We start from the raw sequence: 19,945 nt of genomic DNA, 5'->3' as shown, positions 1-19,945 counted from the left end.
CGACTTGATCGCGGTCTGTTTCAAGGCAAGCGCGGCTTCCTGGGGGAACTCGGTTGGAAATACCCTGTCCGCCACAGCGCGTCTTTAACGCTTCATGATCTGGTCCATCTGATCGCTGAGTTTGGGGTCCCACTCTTCGCGCAGCTTCCGCACGCGCGCGATAAGTTCGTCGTTCTCCCATGCCGGCACGTCGACCTTGTAGACGTCCGCCACTTCGATCATCGAACTGCGGTCCATTTCCTCCCAGGCATCGGCCATGGCCTGCGCCGCCTGCCGGTCGTGACCCATAGCCTCGAATGCCGAGCGGCCCATACGCACGGCCCCGTCATAGGTTTCGCGGATAATGTCGCGGCAGCCCAGCGCCCACAGCTTGAACACATGGTCGCGGTCGATCGCGCGGGCCAGCACGTGGACATCTGGATAATTCTCCAAGACGTGCGAAACCAATCGGTCGATCTGGTCTTTTTCGTCCAGCGCGACGATCAGCAACTTCGCCTGCGCGATTCCTGCGCTAGCGAGCAAGTCCGGCCGCGTCGCATCGCCGAAATAGGCCTTGTTGCCGAACTTCTCCATGTTGGCGATGTGCCGGGAATCGTAGTCGATAACGGTCGTCTTGTAGCCGGCGGCATCGAGCATGCGATCGATGATACCACCGATGCGCCCGCGCCCGGCGAGGATAATACTGTTGTTTTCCTCGATCGCGTCCGCCTCGCGCTCTTCGCCTGCGGAATATCGCGGCACGATGACTTTCTCGTAGAATATAAACAGCAGCGGCGTGACCAACATCGAGAAGGCGACGACGAGCAGCAGCAAATCGGCCAATTCTCTGCTCAAAACGGCATTTCCCGTCGCGAAAGCGATCAGCACGAAGCCGAACTCACCGGCCTGCGCCAACCCGAGCGAGAACAGCCAGCGATCCTGCCCCATCAGGTGGAACGCCTTGCCGATACCAAACAGCACCAGCATTTTCGCGCCGATGACGAGCGCGGTCCAGAACAGCACTTCGCCGAAGCGTTCGGAGACGAGGGCAAAGTCGATCCCCGCGCCCACTGTTATGAAAAACAAGCCGAGCAGCAGGCTCTTGAAGGGGTTGATGTCGGCTTCGAGCTCGTGGCGGAACTCGCTGTTGGCTAAGACCACGCCCGCGATAAACGCGCCGAGGGCGGGTGAGAGCCCGACCAGCGTCATCAACAAGGCGATCCCGATGACGAACATGAGGGCTGCGGCAGTAAACATCTCGCGCAGCCGCAGATCGGCGATCATCCGGAATACCGGTCGGGTGAGAAAGACGCCGATAAAGACGACAAGCCCCACCGCCCCAACCGTTGCCAGCCCCGCAAGCCAGGCCGGCAGGCCTGCCAGCAGATTGAGCCCGCCGTGCCCGTGGACTCCCTCCCCGCCGTGTGCTCCGGCCCCGGTCAGCTCCGGTATCGCCAGCAACGGCAATAGAGCCAGCATGGGAATGACCGCAACATCCTGGACCAGCAACACGGAGAAGCTCGCTTCGCCACCTTGCGTGCGCATCAGCTTCTTTTCTTCCAGCGTCTGCAACACGATCGCTGTCGACGAAAGCGCGAGGATCATGCCGATCGCCACCGCCGTTTGCCATGCATTACCGCTGAAATAGGCAATCCCGGCCAGCAGGACCGTCGTGATGACGACCTGCCCGCCTCCGAACCCGATGAGCCGCCTGCGCATGTCCCACAGACGCCGAGGCTCCAGCTCGAGGCCGATGATGAAAAGCATCATGACGACGCCGAATTCGGCAAACTGCTGCATCTGCTCGACATTGACTTCGAGAATGCCCAGCAGCGGGCTGAGTGCCATGCCGGCGAGCAAATAGCCTAGGACGGTGCCCAGCCCGAACCGCGTCGCCAGCGGCACGGCGATCACGCCTGCGACGAGCAGGCTGAATGCCAACATCAGGAAGTCGCCCATGAATCCGGCTTAGCGGCTCACGGGCTTTGGTCAATCGTCGGAAGCGTCGCTGTTTTTGGGGCCGGGATTGACGACGCTGCCGGCGGCATCCTTACTCTTGTCGACCAGAGACTGGCCGTCGCGCTGTTCCTTGGGATAATCGACGGCCTTCACCGATGACTGGTTCTTCAGCGCGCGATGTTCCTTGGTGACGCGGCTATTGTCGTCGGTATCGGGATATTTGTCGGGCTTGGACTTGGGGTCGTCATCGTGGCTCATGGAGTCTCCTTTAACGAAGTAACCGATGCGCTGTACAAGCTGTTCCGAGCTACCGACTATTCGACCAGCACCCCGCCCTTCACCACGGCGTCGACATCGGCAAGTTCGCCGACATCCGCTAGCGGATCGCCATCGACGGCGACGATGTCCGCCCACGCGTCCACCTTGAGAGTGCCGACCTCGCCGGACTGACCGAGCGCATCCGCAGCATTGACCGTCGCCGCGCGGATTGCCTCCAACGGACTCATTCCCAGGCGCACCATGACCGCGAACTGGCCGCCGACATCCTCGTGGGGCATGACACCCGCGTCGCTGGCGAAGACCATTTTTACCCCGGCACGGTGCGCCTTGGTGAAATTGTCGCGCTGCGCCTTGGAGACCAGTCGTTCCTTGGCCAGGTTTTCTTCCAGCACGCCATTCGCTTCGCCCTGGCTGAGCGTGTATTCGGTGTTGAAAATATCCATCGACAGAAACGTGCCGCGCTCCTTGGCGAGGCGGATGCCTTCTTCGTCGATGAAGCTCGCGTGCTCGATCGTATCGAAGCCGGCGCGGATGGCCGCCTTGATCCCAGCCGCACCGTGCGCGTGCGCCGCTGCCTTGAGGCCCCAGAAATGCGCTTCGTCGGCAATGGCGGTGAGTTCTTCCAGCGTCAGCTGCTGGATGCCGGGTGCGGTGTTGCGGCTGAAGACGCCGCCAGTGGCGCAAGCCTTGATGACTTCTGCCCCGTACTTGCGCTGCTCACGCACGCGCTTACGGAGCTCGTCGGGGCTGTCGCCCACCGCCGGGCTCTTCGCGTCGTAGCTGGGCGGCAGGAATGTCCGATCGCAATGTCCGCCGGTCGCGCCCAGAGCATGGTTCGCGGTGACGATGCGCGGCCCGACGAGCCAGCCTTCCTCAATCGCCTGATCCAGACCGATGACGTTGTAATCATCGTCACCGAGATTGCGGACCGTCGTGAACCCCGCCTCCAGCATGCGCTTGGCATTAGCCGATGCGATATGCGTCCAGAAGCGATCGGTGAACTGGAGGTTCGAATAGCCGCCATATTCCGGTCGCCCATCGAGATGGACATGCATATCGATCAGGCCAGGCAGGATCGTATGCCCGCTGAGGTCGATGACTGTGGCGCTGTCGGGTGCACTGCCGGTCGTGATGGCGGTGATCCTGCCGTCTTCGACTGCAATCACTGGATTGGCGACATAGCGCCCGGTTTCGACCTCCAGCATCCGATCGGCCACAACATAGGTCGGCTCCGCCAGCGCTGCCGAAGACGATGCGAGCGCCGCCATGGTGAGAAAGGTGCGTTTCAACATGGCGATATCTCCACTGCGGTGCGATCAGATGTGCAAGGCGCGCCCATAGGCGCCAAGGACGCTTTCGTGCATCGATTCCGAAATGGTGGGGTGCGGGAACACGGTCTGCATCAGCTCGGTTTCGGTCGTCTCCAGCGTCTTGCCGATGGTGTAACCCTGGATCATCTCGGTTACTTCTGCACCCACCATATGCGCGCCGAGCAATTCGCCCGTCTCGGCGTCGAAGACGGTCTTGGTGAAGCCCTCGGCCTCGCCCAATGCGATCGCCTTGCCGTTTCCGATGAAGGGGAAATTGCCGACCTTCACTTCGTAGCCTGCTTCCTTGGCCTTCGCCTCCGTCAGCCCAACGCTGGCGATTTGCGGATGGCAATAGGTGCAGCCCGGAATCGCATCGCGATTGAGCGGGTGCGGGTGGAGGCCATCTTTGCCGAGCTCCTGCGCGATAGCCTCTGCGGCAGTTACGCCTTCGTGGCTCGCCTTGTGGGCCAGCCACGGACCCGGCGTACAGTCGCCAATGGCCCACAGGCCCTTGGACTTGGTTCGCCCGTAGGGATCGATCTGGATGAAGCCGCGATCCATATCGGCGAGCTTCTCGAGGCCGATGTTTTCGGTGTTCGGCTGAATACCGATAGCGACGATAGCATGAGTGAAGTCATGCTCACCCGTCTTGCCGTCCTTGGTCTTGATCTTGGCCTTCACGCCCTTGGCGCTCACCTTCAGATCCTCGACCCCCGCGCCGGTGAGGATGGTCATGCCCTGCTTGCCTAGTGACTTCTCGAGGAACGCGGAGACCTCGTGATCCTCCACCGGCACGATCCGGTCGAGCATTTCGACAACGGTAACTTCCGCGCCCATATCGTTGTAAAAGCTCGCGAACTCGATGCCGATTGCGCCAGAGCCGATGACGAGCAGTTTCTTGGGCATTTCGGGCGGAGTCATGGCGGTGCGGTAGGTCCACACGCGTTTCCCATCGGCGGGCGCAAAGGGAAGGTCGCGTGCACGGGCACCGGTGGCCACGATCACATGCTTGGCGGAGAGTTTCTCCTCTCCCTTCTCGCCTTTCACCGTCAGCGATGTCGGGCCGGTCAGCGTGCCCTCGCCCATATGCACGGCGATCTTGTTCTTCTTCATCAGGTGCGTGACGCCCTGATTGAGCTGCTTGGCGACGCCGCGGCTGCGCTTCACGACGGCTTCGAGGTCGGCCTCGATTTCACCGGCGACCTTGAGCCCGTAATCCTTCGCGTGTTCCATGTAGTGCTTGATTTCGGCCGAGCGTAGCAGCGCCTTGGTCGGGATGCAGCCCCAGTTGAGGCATATACCGCCCAGCAGCTCGCGCTCAACGATTGCGGTCTTCAAACCAAGCTGCGCGCAGCGGATCGCCGCGACATAGCCGCCCGGGCCGCTGCCAAGCACGATAACGTCGTAATTCTCAGCCATTCTCACTCCAAACGCGTGTGTCGCCGTTCACCCGGCAAGAAAGTCCACATCCTTCGCCAGCACCCAGCCCATGCGGCACGGCCCATCATAGGGGCGCGGCTCGGCGACCGGGTTGCTGACGCGGCAATCGGCGGTGTCCTGGAACTCGCCGCTGGCATAGACGATGCCTTGCCAGTCGCCCTTGGCTTCGCAGAGCCAGACCATGGTGCTCGCTTCGAGCGTCTCGCTGGTCTTGGCTCTTTCGCTAGGCGCGTTGCGGATCGCCTGCTTGCGATAGGCCCCGCCAATTCGACCCAGACCGCCGCACGCATCGAATTCCGGTCCGTCGAGCCCGATCATCGGTGCTCGTGCTTCCGGAAACGTTTCTGCCTCCGGCGCGGGTGGCCCGGCAACCGGACTGAGGGCGAGAACAAGCGCGGCGATCACTTCTCGATCTCCAATGCCGCTACATTGCGCGGCCGGTCATTCTCATCGAGCAGCACGAACTTGAAGGTTCCCTGCGCAACTTTGGTGGTAGCTTCGCCATTGCGCTCGCGGGCGATGGCTTCGGCAGCGATGGTCAGCGAGGTGGTGCCGGTGGCGAGGACACCACAATAGACCGACAATTCGTCCCCGACGGCCATAGCGCCCGGGAAAGCAAAATCCGTGGCCGACACGACCACTGCCTTGCCCCGCCCCTCGCGAGAAGCCAGCGCGCCTGCGCCCAGCGCCATCTGGCTCATGAGCCAGCCGCCGAAGATTCCGCCGTACGGATTGGTATCGGCAGGCATGGCGGTGCTACGGATAAGTGGGTCGCGAGTAGTCATTTTCATGATAGTGCAGCAACCAACGCTGTTGAGAAAGATGCTAAGGCAGCAGCGGATGCTGCGCCGGCAAAGTATCGATACCAACCTGTCCCAAGCTTGTATGGAATGACCCGCACTTCGAAATCGTCGTGAGACACGAATTCAATTTGGTCTGTGTAAGTTGAAATCATTGATCCTTGCACTTCGGCTTTCGGCTGGAGGTATTCAAACTCAAAGAGCGATCCCGCAGCGTCGTAATCAACTTCTTCCCATCGACATCCGGAGCCCTCACTTAGATAGACCGAATAGAAATCCTTTTTGCCAATTGGATTGGGCGCTTGGACCTCTAAACTTACACCGCGAAGTGTGCGGCCAGTGAGGTTGCTTACTGTGAAACCTGTCTGATGAATCTTTGAGAGGGTTTCGTTTTCCCATTTGAGAAGTACCTTCTCATGTGGAGCTCGAAAGACACTCGGCTCGCTAATTCTGACATGAATTGTCTTTTTTCGGCGAGCGAACCATTCCTCTACCCAAGGTCTGAGGATCAGGCCTAACAGCAAGCCGGAAAACCCAATTCCTGCGGCAATTAAGGGGACGAGGTCCACTAGTTAAACCACCAGCCCCATCGGGTTCTCGCACAGCTGCTGGAACGCCTCCATCAGTTGCGCGCCGTCTGCGCCGTCGATGGCGCGGTGGTCGAAGCTGCCGGTGGCGCTCATCACCATGGCGACGCCGAGTGCGCCGTCGATGACATGCGGGCGCTGCTCGCCTGCGCCCACGGCGAGGATCATGGCCTGTGGCGGATTGATCACTGCATCGAACTGCTTGGTGCCGAACATGCCGAGATTGGACAGCGAGGCGGTGCCGCCCTGGTATTCCTGCGGCTGCAGCTTGCCGTCCTTCGCCTTGCCGGCGAGTTCTTTCATTTCGGTACTGATCTGCGCGAGGCCCTTGCGACCGGCATCGCGGATGATCGGCGTGATGAGACCAGAAGGCGCGGCCACCGCCACGGAGATGTCCTCGCGGGTGTATTGATAGAGCTCGTCGCCCTGGAAGCTGACGTTGCACTTGGGCACGCGCTGGAGCGCGCGAGCGAGCGCTTTGATCAGCAGGTCGTTGACTGAGAGCTTGACCCCATCGGCTTCGAGTGAGGCGTTCAACTGCTTGCGCAGGTCCAGCAGCGCATCCAGCCGCACGTCCACGGTCAAGTAGATATGCGGAATGGTCTGCTTCGCTTCGGTCAGGCGGCGCGCAATGACCTTGCGGACGTTGTTGAGCTTTTCGGCCTCGTAGGGCGCATCGAGATCGCCGCCCAGGGACGGTTGCTTGGCCTGTGCTGGAGCCGGAGCATCAGCCTTGTCGGGAGCCTCGCCCGCTTCCGCTCCTTCGACATCGGCTTTGATGATCCGGCCATTCGGGCCGCTGCCGGTGACGGTCGAAAGATCGAGACCTTTCTGCTCGGCAATCCGCTTGGCCAGCGGTGAGGCGATGATGCGATCGCCCGAGGAACTGGCAGACCCGCCACTTTCCGTTCGCCCTGAGCCTGTCGAAGGGTCGTCCTTTTTCGTTGCAGGCGGGGCGGAAGTGGAGGACAGGGCCTCGACTGGCTCAGCCCGAACGGTCTCTGAGGTCGCATCGGACTTTTGCGGTGCCGCCGCCTTGGCCTCCTCGATGTCCTCGCCCTCTTCCGCGAGGATCATGATGACCTCGCCGACCTTCACGTTCTCGCTGCCTTCGTCGATCAGGATTTCGGCTACAGTACCTTCGTCGACAGCCTCGAACTCCATCGTGGCCTTGTCGGTTTCGATCTCGGCCATGATGTCGCCCGCACCGATTGTATCGCCGACCTTGACCAGCCATTTGGCGAGCGTGCCTTCCTCCATCGTCGGCGAAAGCGCGGGCATCTTGATCGGTGTCGGCATAGGCGGGTCTGCAGGTCCTTCGCTGGGCTGCGCGCTCTGAAGCGCGAATTCCGCTACGCTTTGGCCAATTTGGGCGGGCACGGCAAGGTTCTTCGGACAAACTGCGCCGCATCTTGAAATGCATACGATTTCAACGGATAGAAACCGTCGAGAGGGGAACCCGATGCGCGTTTACATGGTGATCATGGACGAGACCGACGAAGCGCGCAAAGCGCTCCGCTTCGCCTCGCGCCGCGCGGCTGCGACGGGCAGTGCCGTTCATATCCTGGCCCTGGTCCAGCCGCAGAACTTCAATGCCTTTGGCGGCGTGCAAGCAACGATCGAGCAAGAGGCGCGCGATCGTGCGGAGGCTGTCGCCGCCAGTGCCGCCGGCAATCTCTTCAGCGAAAGCGGCAAAATGCCGACGATTTCGGTGCGCGTCGGCGAAGGGCAGGCGGTGATCAAGGAATACCTCGCGGACCATCCGGAGGTGGCCGCGCTCGTGCTCGCCTCGGGCGAAAACACCCCCGGCCCGCTGGTGACACATTTCAGCGCCGCATCCTGCGACCTGCCCTGCCCGCTCTATATCATTCCGGGCATCTTCGGCATGGACGATATCGACCGCATGGCCTGATCCATCAGGTCAGTGTACCGCGCGCCGGATAATTTTTCTCCTGGATGAAAGCGACGGCTTGGAGCAATTCGTCGAGCGGCGGACGCGTGAACGGCGCGCTCTGCGTTTCGGCGAAATACAGCGTCATGTCGGGGCGGACCAGGAACAGGCCAGGTTCCGAAAACATCTCGGGTTCGTCGCTGTCGGGACGCTTTTCCGATATGTAGAGGCCCCATTCGCGAGCCTGCTCTTCGGAGAGGTTCCATGCCAGCGGGACATCGCCGGTCTCCCACTTCCGGTGGACGACCTGCGCGCGCTCTTCGTTGTCCATGGACACCGCGAAGACGTTCACACCTCGCTTCGTGAAGTCGTCGAGCTTGCCGCTCAGTTCGGTCAGATACTTTTTGCAGATCGGGCAATGCTTGCCGCGATAGAAAACCAGCATTGTGAAGGCATCTGGACTTTGTGCCGAGAGCTGAAACTTCGCATCGATGGTGAGGGGCAATTCGAGATCGGGGACTTTCTGGCCTGGCTTGAGCATCGGTATATTTCTCCTTTGCTCGGATAACGGCCCCCGCGCCTGTGCTGTTCCGACCTATTTGCGGCGCCTGCCCTGATGACGAATATTTTTGGGGCGGCCACGGTTTCCCTGCTTAGACTTGCCCTTCTCGCGCGGCGCAGCTTGTTGGCCGCGTCTTTCCGCATTCCCGCTCTCGTCATCCAGCGGTTCGAACTTGAGGGCACCCGTGAGCGGATTGGCTTCCGCCAGTTTCAGCTCCAGTTTTTGCGCGACGTCGTAGCGTTTGCCGCTGTCTTCGCCGACCAGCGCCTGTGCCGCCTCGTCGTAGCGATAATACTCGCGCCCGAGCGTCGAAACGGGCACCAGTCCGTCACCACCGAGATTCAGAATCGTCGCAAAAAAACCAAAGTTTTGCACCCCGGTGATGCGGGTCTGAAATGTCTTGCCGACGTGCTGCGCGAGATACGCTGCGACATAGCGGTCGATCGTGTCGCGCTCGGCTTCCATCGCGCGCCGCTCGGTGGTGCTTATGGCATCGGTAATCTGCTGGAGATCCTGCCGGTCCCGGTCCGACAGGCCAGAGGCATCCGGCAGGCCCTTCGCGGGCTTGGGTTGCTCCAGCCCGTAAGCGTCGACCAGCGCGCGATGCACCAGCAAATCGGAATAGCGCCGGATCGGCGAGGTGAAATGCGCATAGGAGCCGAGCGCGAGGCCGAAATGGCCGGCATTGTTCGGCCCGTAATAGGCCTGTGTCTGGCTGCGCAGCACAGCTTCCATGAGCAGCGCCCGCTCTGTCTCGTCCGACACGTCTTTGAGAAACCGGTTGAAAAGGGTCGGCGTCACCACTTGACCCAGGGCGAGCTTGCGGTCCTGCGTCGCGAGGTAGTCTCGCAGTGCGATCAGCTTCTCCCGACTGGGCGGTTCATGAATGCGATAGACCACCGGCGCGGTCTTGGCCTCGAGCGCCTTAGCCGCCGCGACATTGGCCGCGATCATGAAATCCTCGACCACACGATGCGCATCGAGCCGTTCGCGCACTGCGATGTCCGCGATCTGGCCCTCGTCGTCGAGCACCACGCGGCGCTCGGGCAATTCCAGCTCGAGCGGGTCGCGCGCATGACGCGCCTTCTCGAGCGCGCGCCAGCAGGCCCAGAGGTTCTGCAATTCCGTGCTAGCATCGCCGCTGTCGATGGCCGCTTGTGCGTCCTCATAAGCGATATTGTGCGTGAGCCGTACGATCGCCCGGGTGAAGCGCCACGAGGTGACTTTCCCTTCAGCCGATACCCTCAGGTGACAGGCCATCGCGGCGCGATCCTGCCCGTGCTTGAGCGAGCAGGCATCGGCGCTCAGCACCTCGGGCAGCATTGGGACGACGCGGTCGGGGAAATAGACCGAGTTGCCGCGCTTGCGCGCTTCGCGGTCGAGTGCGCCGCCCGGGCGGACGTAATAGCTCACATCTGCAATCGCGACGATGGTGTCGAAGCCGCCCTCGCCGTCGGGCTCTGCCCAGATGGCATCGTCATGATCGCGCGCATCGGCCGGATCGATCGCGAGAATCGGGACATCGCGCAGGTCCTCGCGCCTGTCTTCGCTCAGCGGAAGCGTCGCGGCGCGTTGGGCTTCTTCCAGCGCAGCTTCGGGGAAGACATGGGGGATGCCGTGCTTGGCAATAGCGATCAGGCTGAAGCTCTTGGGCGCGAGGGGATCGCCGACGACTTCGGTTACGTTGACGCCCGAGCGCGGGCCCTTGCCAGCCGGTTCGGCCAGCACCAGCTCGCCATCCTCGGAACCATTGAGGTCGCTTATGGGCGACGAGTTGCGCACTTTCTTGTCGATCGGGGCGAGCCATGCCTTGCCCGCCTTGTCGATCTCGACGACGCCCATCAGCCCTTCGGTTCGGGCCGGCAGTTTTTTCATCGGATAGGCGCGCCAGCCCTTCCCGCTTTCTTCGGTTCGGGCGAGGACCCGGTCTCCGCGTTTCAGCGCGGGCATGCGCTTCCCGCCGCGACCCCCCTTGCTTTCGACTATAGTCAGGCGCGGCGGCTTTTCGCCGCTATCGGGGTTCCAGTTTTCCGGCTCGGCGACGGATTCGCCATCGTCGATTTCGACAATGCGCAGGACAGTGACTTTCGGCACGCCGCCCATGCGATGATAGGCGGTTTTCTTGCCGTCGATGAGGCCTTCTTCGGCCATATCCTTGAGCAGGCGCTTGAGCCCGATCTTTTCCTGCCCTTTCAGCCCGAACGCTTTGGCGATTTCGCGCTTGCCGGCGGGAGTGTCGGAGGACTGGATGAATTCGAGGACTTGCTCGCGCGAGGGCATTCCATGCGCGCGCGGTTTTCTATTTTTCTTCTGGTTCATATGCCGACCATATGGGGTCGGACCTAGGCGGTGTCATCCCCTTCCTCAGCGATCGGCACGAACGAACCGGCAGGCACCGCGCTTGCAACGGGGCTGCACATGTCGCCCGAGCAGGCGCTGACGCCGAAAATCCAGTCGTCCCCCCGAATACCGCCGAAGGTGACGACATTGGTTTGGGAATCGCTCATCGTGCGAATGTTGCCATCGAGATCGAAACTGCCCGCGATGGGCTTGGCGCCCTCCGCGCCGCCCTGCGCGACCACGACCTCCTGCTCAGGGTCCCAATAGGGTGCATCGGTGCGACGCATGACAACGCGATAGCTATCCGCGCCTTTGACCGGGGCCCATTCGATCTCGGTGAAAGTCTGCACTGCGGCACGCGCAACAGGAGCGGGCGGCATCGGTGTTCGAGCAAGTCGATCGAGAGCCCGCACATTGAGCTGCGTGACCTTGGCGAGATAATCGAAATCCATCTCGTCCACGGTGTCGCCGTAGGTGGTACCGTCCTCGACACGCAGGTCTTGGTGCTGGTGCTCGTAATCCTCGACCGCAACGGTGATACGCACTGCGGGATAGCCCTTCTCGAGGAAGGGTATCTGATCTCCGCCCCGCCCCATCCTGTCGACACGCCAGATTTGCCGGACATCGAGCCCACCTTCGGTTTCGTCGGCCGTGCCGTCGAGCCAGCGCGACAGGTTGCGGCTCGGGCTGTCGTTCTCCCCGCCTTCACGCCGTTGCGCGGCGCGGATCGATTCGGTGAGATCTGCCCGCGGCCCTTCGGAGAAAACCCGGACGTTGTCGGCATCGCAAAAACCATCGCTGCCGCAACTGTTGCCCACCACGTCGTTATTGAGCACAGCCTTGACCGTATATCCTTGGCTTTCGACCCAATCGGCCATCAGTCGTCCGCCATAGAGGCCCTGCTCTTCACCCGAAAGCAGCGCGTAGATGATGGTGGTCGGATAGCGCCGCTCGCTCAGAACGCGCGCGGCTTCGATCACCAGCGCTGTGCCAGAGCCATCGTCGTTCGCTCCCGGAGCATCGCTCTCCCAATCCAGCGGGTCGGTCACGCGGCTGTCGATATGGCCCTGTACGATGACGACCTCGTCCGGTCGCTCGGTGCCTTTCTGGATCGCAACCGCATTGCGCAAACGCGTCGGGGTCGGGATGCGTCGACCCTCTACGGTAGTTTCAGGCAGAACCACCTCGAGACAGCCGTCGCATTCCGCCGAGATCTCGCGAAATGTTTCCGCACCCCAGTCGACCGCTGCGCCGATCCCGCGCTCGGGATTGTTCTGCTCCGACAAGGTGTGCCGCGTGCCGAAGGAGACGAGCTTCTCCACATCGGCCTGCAGCCTTTCGGCGGAGACCTTATCGGCAGGATGGTCCTGCGCCGCGAGCGGGGCGGCGAGGAAAGTGGTAACAATCAGGAATTTGCGCATGGCGGCATCATGGGCGCGCACCACGCCCGCGGTCAATATGCCTTTGCGACGTATATCCACTCGACCGCCGGTTTGCCGGTGAAGATGCAGGAGCCCGTCGGCGCGGGAGTATCCATCGGCACGTTGCGGATCGTCAGCTTCAGGTCCTTGAGCTTCTCGACGACTTTCTCGAGCTCCTGACCGGTAGGCTTCGACCACTGGACCTCGACCCAGCCGACGTGTTTTTTGCCGTCGGAATAATGGTCGCGCAATTGCTCGAAAGATGTGCACCCGCTCATGACATTGGCGTTTCGCCACGTTTGTGCCGTGCCGAACATGCCCGCCTGGATCGAATCCAGCATCGAAGCGATTTCATCCGTCAATTGCGCCGGTGTGGGGGCCTGGAACGCCGGCTTGCCGGTTTCCTCGTTCCACAGTTCGTCGCGGCGCAGCAGGCTGACAACGCCATTCTCCATATCGCGGCCGCCGACCTCGATTACGATCGGCGCGCCCTTGCGCACCCAGTTCCAGCGCTTGGCAGCGGCCTTGCCCGGCTTCTTGTCCAACAGCACGCGCACGGGTTCGCCCATCGCGGATTCAGTGATGAGTTTGCCGCGCAGGTCTTCGCAATAGGCGAGCAGCGCGTCGTCTTCGGGCTTGTCCCGGAGCATCGGCAGGATCACGACCTGGTACGGAGCGATCCTGGGCGGAACCTTGAGCCCGTCGTCGTCGCCATGGGTCATGATGACGCCGCCGATCATGCGGGTCGACACGCCCCAGCTTGTCGTATGGCAATATTTTTCGCCGCCTTCTCGGTCCTGGAATTTGATGTTTGCCGCTTCGGAAAAGTTGGTCCCGAGATAGTGGCTGGTCCCGGCCTGCAGCGCCTTGCCATCCTGCATCATGGCTTCGATCGACCATGTCTCGACCGCTCCCGGGAAGCGCTCGTTCTCGGGTTTCTCGCCGGCGATAACCGGAAGTGCCAGATCTTCCTCGGCATGCGCACGATAGACCTCTAGCATCGTCAGGGTGTGTTCCTTGGCCTCCTCTGCGGTGGCGTGCGCGGTATGCCCTTCCTGCCAGAGGAACTCGCTGGTGCGCAGAAACATGCGGGTGCGCATTTCCCAGCGCACGACGTTCGCCCATTGGTTTGTGAGCAACGGCAGGTCGCGCCAGCTTTGGATCCAGCGCGCCATGGCATCGCCGAAGATCGTTTCCGATGTGGGGCGCACCACGAGCGGCTCTTCCAGCTTGGCTTCGGGATCGGGGATCAACCCGCCCTCGCCATCACCGATCAGCCGGTGGTGAGTGACAACTGCCATTTCCTTGGCAAAGCCCTCGACATGCTCGGCCTCCCGCTCGAAATTGGAAAGCGGGATGAAGATCGGGAAGTAAACGTTTTCATGGCCCGTGGCCTTGATACGGTCGTCGAGCAGGCGCTGGATGCGTTCCCATATGCCGTAGCCCCATGGCTTGATGACCATGCAGCCGCGGACGCCGGATTCTTCGGCAAGGTCGGCCTCGGCGATGACTGCCTGATACCAGGCAGCGAAATCGTCTTCTCGCTTTACGGTTAGGGCGTGGCGGATGTTCGACACGGGTGCGCCTGTCCTGTGAATGATGGGTGGTAGATTGCGCGGACGCTTGGCCTTACTTGCCGAGCTCGTCCAGCTTCTTCTGCATCTCAGCCATTTGCTTCTTGAGGGCAGCCAGTTCGGCGTCCTGCGCAACCGGTCTGGAGCCGTTGCTTTTGCTGCCCGGGAACACGGCATCGCCGACGGCCTTCATCATCGCCAGATTGGTCTCGTGAATGGCGGCCAGCGGCGTGCCGGAAATGCCCTTCTCGAAGGCTTCGCGGATCTTCGCCTGGTTCTGGCGAAAATTCTGCATGCTCGCTTCAAGATAGCTCGGCATCATCGCCTGCATCGAATTGCCGTACATCGAGATGATATCGCGCAGGAAACTGACGGGCAGCATCTGTCGGCCACCGGTTTCCTCTTCCATGATGATCTGGGTCAGGATCGTGTGCGTGATGTCGTCGCCCGACTTGGCGTCGACGACCTGGAAATCGATACCTTCGCGGGTCATCTGCGAGAGGTCATCCAGCGTGATGTAGCTCGAGCTTTGCGTATTGTAGAGCCGCCGATTGGCGTATTTCTTGATGACGACGAGGTCGCCGTCCTTGCTGCCTTTTTTCGCCATGGAGAAGAGTACCGCCTCGAGTTTATGCTGCGCAATATGCTGCAGAAAGCAGAGCCTTAGCATCTGCAATATGTGCAGTGCAACGTGCAGCAATCAGCGCGCGAACCGTTGTCCCAGAATGGTGAGGAGTTCGTATTGCGAGAGGCCGGTCGCCTCGGAAGCGCGCGGGAGGTCGTATGGAACATCGAGCCAGGTGCCGACGCTCAGGTCCGGCTCGGCTGCAAGGTCGACCACCACCATGTCCATCGAAACCTTGCCCAGCAGCGGGAGGGATCGCCCTTCGTGGTACAGCGCCAGGCCCTTGCCGCCCCAAGCTCTCAGGAAACCGTCTGCGTAGCCGAGCGAGACCGTTCCGACCCGCATCGCGTCGGGCGCGGTGAACTCGCCGTTGTATCCCACGTGATCGCCCGCGCGCAGTTCAGCGACCTGAATGATCGCGGCCTTGGGATAGGCGACTTGCCGGATATGCTCCGCCAGTTCCGGCCTTTGCACACCGCCGTAAAGCGACAGACCCGGCCGGGTCAGATCGAAGGCGAAGTCGTCGTTCAAGCCTATGCCTGCACTGTTGGCGAGGCTCAGTTCCTGTGCGCCCAACTGACCTTTCAGAGCGCGGAAGGCTTCGAGCTGTGCTGCGTTGACAGGGGTGTCCTCGTCAGCGCTGGAGAGATGCGACATAAGCACTTGGACATCGAGTTGCCGGATGACGTTGGCAGCGACTTCGGACGGCGCGATCCCGAGCCGGTGAATGCCCGTATCGACCATCATGTGGCAGGGGCCGCCACCGCTATCGATCCAGACATTTGCCTGGTGCAGCGAATTGACTACCGGGCGCGCGCCGATGCTGCGCGCGTACTCTGCTTCCTCGGCAGTGTTGGCGCCGTGCAATACCGCGATTTGTTCGGGCAGTACGTGCCGCGCGACGTCGGCCACCTCGCTCCAGTGCGCTACGAAGAAGTCTCTCGCGCCCGCATCGCGCAAGACGGGGACGCATGTGTCGACACCCAACCCGTAGCAGTCGGCCTTGACCGCAGCCCCTGCCCTAGCCTTGCCGGACAAGCGATCGAGTGCCCGCCAATTGGCCTCCAGCGCCTCGCGATCGATATCGAGACGCAGGGTTCTGGGCGGAGACTCGATCGCCACCGCTCGGTCAGGTCGCCGGCGCGTCTTCGAAGTCGCGCGGCGGTCCGTCGGGAACGCCCCACCACAAGACGACGATACCGATGGCGACCACGATCCAGGTGTACCACAGCCCCGAATAGATATTACCTGTACTGGCAACGATCACGCCCGCGATGAGCGGCAGGAAACCGCCGAGATAGCCGGCCCCGATGTGATAGGGTATCGACATGGAACTGTAGCGGATGCGCGGCGGGAACATCTCCGACAGCAGTGCCGCGACCGAGCCGTAGGTCAGCGCGGAAAGCATGCCCAGACCGAGCAGAATTGCCACGATGCCGAGGATATTGCCCATGCCGGGCTGCTGCTTCGAAAAGTCGAATCCGTATTCGCCCAGCGCCGCGCGGATTCCCTCGCGCCGAGCGGTGCCGTCTTCGAACCATGCAGGATCGATCGCGATGGCCTGACCGCCTGCACTCAGCGTCAGCGTTTCGCCGGCTTCCAGAGTATATGGCACGCCCGACGCGGTCAGAGTTTCGAGAACCTTGCCGCAATCGGTTTGTTCGCGGTCGAAGAGGTCGGCGAAGGGATCGGTCGTGCATTGCGGCCCGCTGACCGTGATCGGCGTTTCCGCCGCAGCTCGCTCAAGCCCGGGATTGGCAAGACTACCGAGGCCCCAGAAGGCCGGAAACAGCAGCAGGAGCGTCAACACTGCACCGATCATGATTGGTTTCTTGCGTCCTATGGTGTCGGACCATTTGCCGATCATGACGTAGAAAGTCATGGCGATCAGGCCGGACACGAACAGGATCAATTCCACGGTCAGGTCGGCCACATGCATCGGCCCGCGCAAGAAGCTCATCCCGCTGAAGAAGGCCGTGTACCAGATCGTGGTCAGGATGCCGGTCACGCCGAACAGGGCGACGAAGATGCGCTTCTTGTTGCCGGGATATGTGAAACTTTCGACGAAGGGATTGCCGGCGATCTGGCCTTCTGCCTTCATCGCCTGAAAGACCGGACTTTCCGACAGTTTGAGCCGCATCCATAGCGAAATGCCAAGCAGAATGATCGACAGCAGGAACGGCACGCGCCAGCCCCATGCCACGAAATCATCCTCGGGAATAAGAAAGCGGCACGCCAATACGACAGCAATAGAAAGGACGAAGCCGCCGGCCACACTGGCCTGGATGAAGCTGGTGTAGAAGCCGCGCTTTTCCGGCGGGGCATGCTCGGCAACATAGATGGCAGCGCCACCGTATTCCCCGCCCAGCGCCAGGCCCTGAATCACGCGCAACAGGATAACGATGATCGGAGCCGCGATTCCGATCGTCGCGACGGTCGGTATCAGGCCGACCCCTGCGGTTGCTATACCCATCAGGGTCACTGTGACGAGGAAGGTATATTTGCGCCCCAACTTGTCTCCAAGGAAACCGAACAGCACGGCGCCGATCGGGCGGAAGGCGAATCCCACGGCAAAAGTCGACCAGACCAGCAACAAGCCCAGCGTTTCGTTGTCGACGTCGTAGAACGCATCCTTGAGGATATAGGCGAGCGTCCCGTAGATGAAGAAATCGTACCATTCGAAGATGGTCCCGGCGGACGAGGCACCGATGACGAGTTTGATCTCGTTCTCGCTCGGCTCGCGTCCCTTCGATGCTGCTGCGTCTCTCATGGCCCCGCTCTCTCCCCGTTGCGTCAGATCGGCGGTCCTAGCCGGAGCGTCACGCCTTGGAAAGCGCGTCCAGCGCGGCTCTCCACGGCAGCAGGATCGCACCATGGCGGGCGGGATATTCCCGCGCGGCCCTGACGCGATCGAGCCCGGCCCATGGCTCTTCCTCGCTTTCGCGGGCAAGCCAGTTTGCGACGCGCTGCATTCCGTTCTCCAGCGAAACGCGGGTATGGCCCTTGGCATCGCGAGCGAAGAGGGCGGCGCTTGCCTGCCCTATTGCACAGGCCGAGACCTGTAGCCCGATGCGTTCGACGCCCGATTGCGATGTAAGGTCGAGGCCTATCTGGAGCGTGCTGCCGCAACTCGGCGAACGTGCCTCCCCGACAACAAAAAATTCGCCGGTCAAAGGGTATCGCGCAAGTTCCACGGCGAGCCCCAGCACATCCGCAGTATAGAGCCGTTCGGCACTGCCTGCCTGCGCCATTACTCTTCCGACTGCTGCCGCAACCTGGCGCGGCGTTCGGATATGTATTCGACCATGGCCTCGGTGCTCGCGTTAACGACCGGATAGGTCCGCGCAGTTGTGATCCAGGTCGGACGTCCTTGGTATCCCCACACCGTGTCGTAACCGATCACGAGCAGCGAGAAGGCCAGCACTACCACGATAGCGCCCTTGATCGCGCCGAAACCGAACCCGAGTACTCGGTCGATCGGTCCGAGTATGGAGTTTCGCGTCCCCTCGCCCGCGCGCCCGGCGATCAGCTTCATCGCGGCGTAGGGAATGAGCAGGAGCAATGCGAACGCGAGAATGGATGAGGCTGTCGGCGTGCCGATATAGGGTTCGATCGCCTGGTGCAGCGGGGTGTGCATGTAGCGGATGGCAAATACGGCCAGGATCCAGGCCGCAAGCGAAAGCACTTCCTGCACAAACCCGCGCAGGAAGCCGCCGACCGCCGCAACTCCGACTACCAGAAGGACGAGGATATCGAACATGGTCATGACGACCGGTGAATTAGGAGGTACCCATGACCCGGTCAACGAGCTTGCCCAGGCGATCGACGGGCGCATATCGCATCTTGCCAACCTTCTCCCCACCATTTTGCGGCCCGCACCCGGTCGAAAAGCCGAGTTTGGCCGCTTCTCGCAAGCGCAGACCGGCATGAGCCACCGGGCGTATCTCGCCCGCCAGTGAAACTTCACCGAACCAGACCGAATTCTCGGGCAGCGGCTTGTCGGCGAGCGCCGAAACAAGCGCCGCGGCAACGGCGAGGTCGGCCGCCGGATCCGACAAGCGATAGCCCCCCGCCACGTTCAGATAGACCTCGGCCGAACTGAAGTTCAGCCCGCACCGCGATTCCAGCACCGCCAGCAGCATGGCTAGACGGCCATTGTCCCAACCCACGACCGCCCGACGCGGGGTCGCACCGGACTGGAGCCGGACGATCAGCGCCTGCACTTCCACCAGCACCGGGCGTGTCCCTTCGAGAGCAGGAAAGACGGCACTGCCGGCCAAGGGTTGGTCGCGACCGGACAGGAACAGCATCGAGGGGTTGGCAACCTCTTCGAGCCCCTGCCCCGCCATCGCGAAAACACCGATCTCGTCGACCGCGCCGAAACGGTTCTTGAGCGCGCGTAGGATGCGGTACTGGTGACTGCGCTCGCCTTCGAAGCTCATGACGACATCGACCATGTGCTCCAGCACGCGCGGGCCAGCGATATTGCCGTCCTTCGTGACATGGCCGACGAGGACCAGCGCGGTGCCGCTTTCCTTGGCATAGCGGATCAGTTCGAAAGCGCATCCGCGAACCTGGCTGACCGTGCCCGGCGCTCCTTCGATCGTGTCCGAATGCATGGTCTGGATCGAATCGATGACCAGCAGCGCCGGAGCGTCCATGCTGCCGAGCGTCGTCAGGATATCGCGCACCGAAGTTGAAGAAGCGAGCTTGAGCGGTGCATCGGCAACGCCCAGCCGCGAGGCGCGCATGCGGACCTGTCCGGCGGCTTCCTCGCCGCTGACATAGACCACTTGCTGTCCAGACTTGGCAATGCTGGCGGCGGCCTGCAACAGCAGCGTCGATTTGCCAATGCCCGGGTCGCCGCCCATGAGGATGGCAGAGCCGGGGACCAGCCCCCCGCCCAGCGCGCGATCGAACTCCGCCAGCCCGGTGGTACGCCGCGTCAGCTCGTGGCCGGGCTGGTTGAGGTCGACGAATGTGATGGCCCGCCCACCGCTCGAAAGATCGTGCTTTTGCGAAAAGACAGTCGCGGGCGCGTCTTCGACGAGCGAATTCCACTCCGCACATTCCGCGCATTGCCCCTGCCAACGATGCGCCACGGTGCCGCAGGCCTGGCAGACATATTTGCGTTTGGTCTTCGCCATGGCGGACAAGTAGTCGGAACATTAAGAGAAC

19 protein-coding genes are annotated in these 19,945 nt (G+C 61.9%); 1 reads left to right on the top strand and 18 read right to left on the bottom strand.

The genetic code is table 11. The features are described from left to right. Window positions 1–84 precede the first annotated feature (84 nt). Genes EL2594_RS06100 through EL2594_RS06070 form a run of 8 tightly spaced genes read right to left on the bottom strand, consistent with a single transcriptional unit; the run spans window position 85 to window position 7,653 of the window. Window positions 85–1,938, bottom strand: a complete 1,854-nt coding sequence (locus EL2594_RS06100; protein WP_011414160.1) for a cation:proton antiporter — start codon at window positions 1,936–1,938, stop codon at window positions 85–87. Window positions 1,939–1,968: 30 nt separating this feature from the next. Continuing rightward, complete coding sequence (locus tag EL2594_RS06095; protein ID WP_011414159.1) at window positions 1,969–2,196, bottom strand: hypothetical protein; 228 nt, start codon at window positions 2,194–2,196, stop codon at window positions 1,969–1,971. Window positions 2,197–2,252: 56 nt separating this feature from the next. Then, window positions 2,253–3,509 carry a metal-dependent hydrolase family protein gene (locus EL2594_RS06090; RefSeq protein ID WP_011414158.1) on the bottom strand — a complete coding sequence of 419 codons (1,257 nt, stop codon included), beginning with the start codon at window positions 3,507–3,509 and terminating at the stop codon, window positions 2,253–2,255. Between the two features lie 24 nt (window positions 3,510–3,533). Further along, window positions 3,534–4,946, bottom strand: coding sequence for a dihydrolipoyl dehydrogenase (gene lpdA / locus EL2594_RS06085; RefSeq protein ID WP_011414157.1), 1,413 nt, complete (start codon window positions 4,944–4,946; stop codon window positions 3,534–3,536). Window positions 4,947–4,973: 27 nt separating this feature from the next. Beyond that, entirely contained in the window at window positions 4,974–5,372 is a 399-nt protein-coding gene (locus tag EL2594_RS06080; RefSeq protein WP_155805991.1) for an integron, read from the bottom strand. Then, on the bottom strand, window positions 5,369–5,752 hold the full coding sequence (locus tag EL2594_RS06075; protein ID WP_049762536.1) for an acyl-CoA thioesterase: 384 nt from the start codon (window positions 5,750–5,752) through the stop codon (window positions 5,369–5,371). Before EL2594_RS06075 ends, EL2594_RS06080 begins: the two co-directional genes overlap by 4 nt. A 2-nt stretch (window positions 5,753–5,754) precedes the next feature. Further along, a complete protein-coding gene (locus EL2594_RS15315; protein WP_155805989.1) occupies window positions 5,755–6,336 on the bottom strand; it encodes a hypothetical protein in 582 nt (193 codons plus the stop codon). A 3-nt stretch (window positions 6,337–6,339) separates the two neighbouring features. Then, entirely contained in the window at window positions 6,340–7,653 is a 1,314-nt protein-coding gene (locus tag EL2594_RS06070) for a pyruvate dehydrogenase complex dihydrolipoamide acetyltransferase (protein WP_011414154.1), read from the bottom strand. 163 nt (window positions 7,654–7,816) lie between these two features. Between EL2594_RS06070 and EL2594_RS06065 the strand changes: the two genes are divergently transcribed. Next, window positions 7,817–8,266, top strand: a complete 450-nt coding sequence (locus EL2594_RS06065) for a universal stress protein (protein WP_011414153.1) — start codon at window positions 7,817–7,819, stop codon at window positions 8,264–8,266. 4 nt (window positions 8,267–8,270) lie between these two features. Here the strand turns inward: EL2594_RS06065 and EL2594_RS06060 are convergent, their stop codons facing one another. The 10 genes from EL2594_RS06060 to radA all read right to left on the bottom strand — a co-directional run bounded on the left by EL2594_RS06060 (window position 8,271) and on the right by radA (window position 19,914). Continuing rightward, window positions 8,271–8,786, bottom strand: a complete 516-nt coding sequence (locus tag EL2594_RS06060; RefSeq protein WP_011414152.1) for a peroxiredoxin-like family protein — start codon at window positions 8,784–8,786, stop codon at window positions 8,271–8,273. Window positions 8,787–8,840: 54 nt separating this feature from the next. After that, window positions 8,841–11,126 (bottom strand): ribonuclease R, encoded by a 2,286-nt coding sequence (gene rnr / locus EL2594_RS06055; RefSeq protein ID WP_233994320.1) that lies wholly within the window; start codon window positions 11,124–11,126, stop codon window positions 8,841–8,843. Window positions 11,127–11,149: 23 nt separating this feature from the next. Beyond that, entirely contained in the window at window positions 11,150–12,568 is a 1,419-nt protein-coding gene (locus EL2594_RS06050; RefSeq protein ID WP_041685132.1) for a M28 family peptidase, read from the bottom strand. 32 nt (window positions 12,569–12,600) lie between these two features. After that, window positions 12,601–14,145 carry a proline--tRNA ligase gene (gene proS, locus EL2594_RS06045; protein ID WP_011414149.1) on the bottom strand — a complete coding sequence of 515 codons (1,545 nt, stop codon included), beginning with the start codon at window positions 14,143–14,145 and terminating at the stop codon, window positions 12,601–12,603. A gap of 52 nt (window positions 14,146–14,197) precedes the next feature. Next, a complete protein-coding gene (gene phaR, locus EL2594_RS06040; protein ID WP_041685738.1) occupies window positions 14,198–14,749 on the bottom strand; it encodes a polyhydroxyalkanoate synthesis repressor PhaR in 552 nt (183 codons plus the stop codon). Window positions 14,750–14,842: 93 nt separating this feature from the next. Next, entirely contained in the window at window positions 14,843–15,889 is a 1,047-nt protein-coding gene (gene alr, locus EL2594_RS06035; RefSeq protein WP_011414147.1) for an alanine racemase, read from the bottom strand. 7 nt (window positions 15,890–15,896) lie between these two features. Continuing rightward, on the bottom strand, window positions 15,897–17,537 hold the full coding sequence (locus EL2594_RS06030; RefSeq protein WP_011414146.1) for an MFS transporter: 1,641 nt from the start codon (window positions 17,535–17,537) through the stop codon (window positions 15,897–15,899). A 49-nt stretch (window positions 17,538–17,586) separates the two neighbouring features. Further along, window positions 17,587–18,018, bottom strand: coding sequence for an iron-sulfur cluster assembly scaffold protein (locus tag EL2594_RS06025; RefSeq protein ID WP_011414145.1), 432 nt, complete (start codon window positions 18,016–18,018; stop codon window positions 17,587–17,589). Further along, window positions 18,018–18,533, bottom strand: coding sequence for a CvpA family protein (locus tag EL2594_RS06020; protein ID WP_011414144.1), 516 nt, complete (start codon window positions 18,531–18,533; stop codon window positions 18,018–18,020). Before EL2594_RS06020 ends, EL2594_RS06025 begins: the two co-directional genes overlap by 1 nt. 13 nt (window positions 18,534–18,546) lie before the next feature. Further along, window positions 18,547–19,914: a DNA repair protein RadA gene (gene radA, locus EL2594_RS06015; protein ID WP_011414143.1), complete on the bottom strand. Its 1,368-nt coding sequence runs from the start codon at window positions 19,912–19,914 to the stop codon at window positions 18,547–18,549. Window positions 19,915–19,945 lie beyond the last annotated feature (31 nt).

The organism is Erythrobacter litoralis HTCC2594, assembly GCF_000013005.1.
Taxonomy (GTDB): Bacteria; Pseudomonadota; Alphaproteobacteria; order Sphingomonadales; family Sphingomonadaceae; genus Parerythrobacter; species Parerythrobacter litoralis_A.
This window is presented reverse-complemented; position numbering and strand designations above follow the sequence as displayed.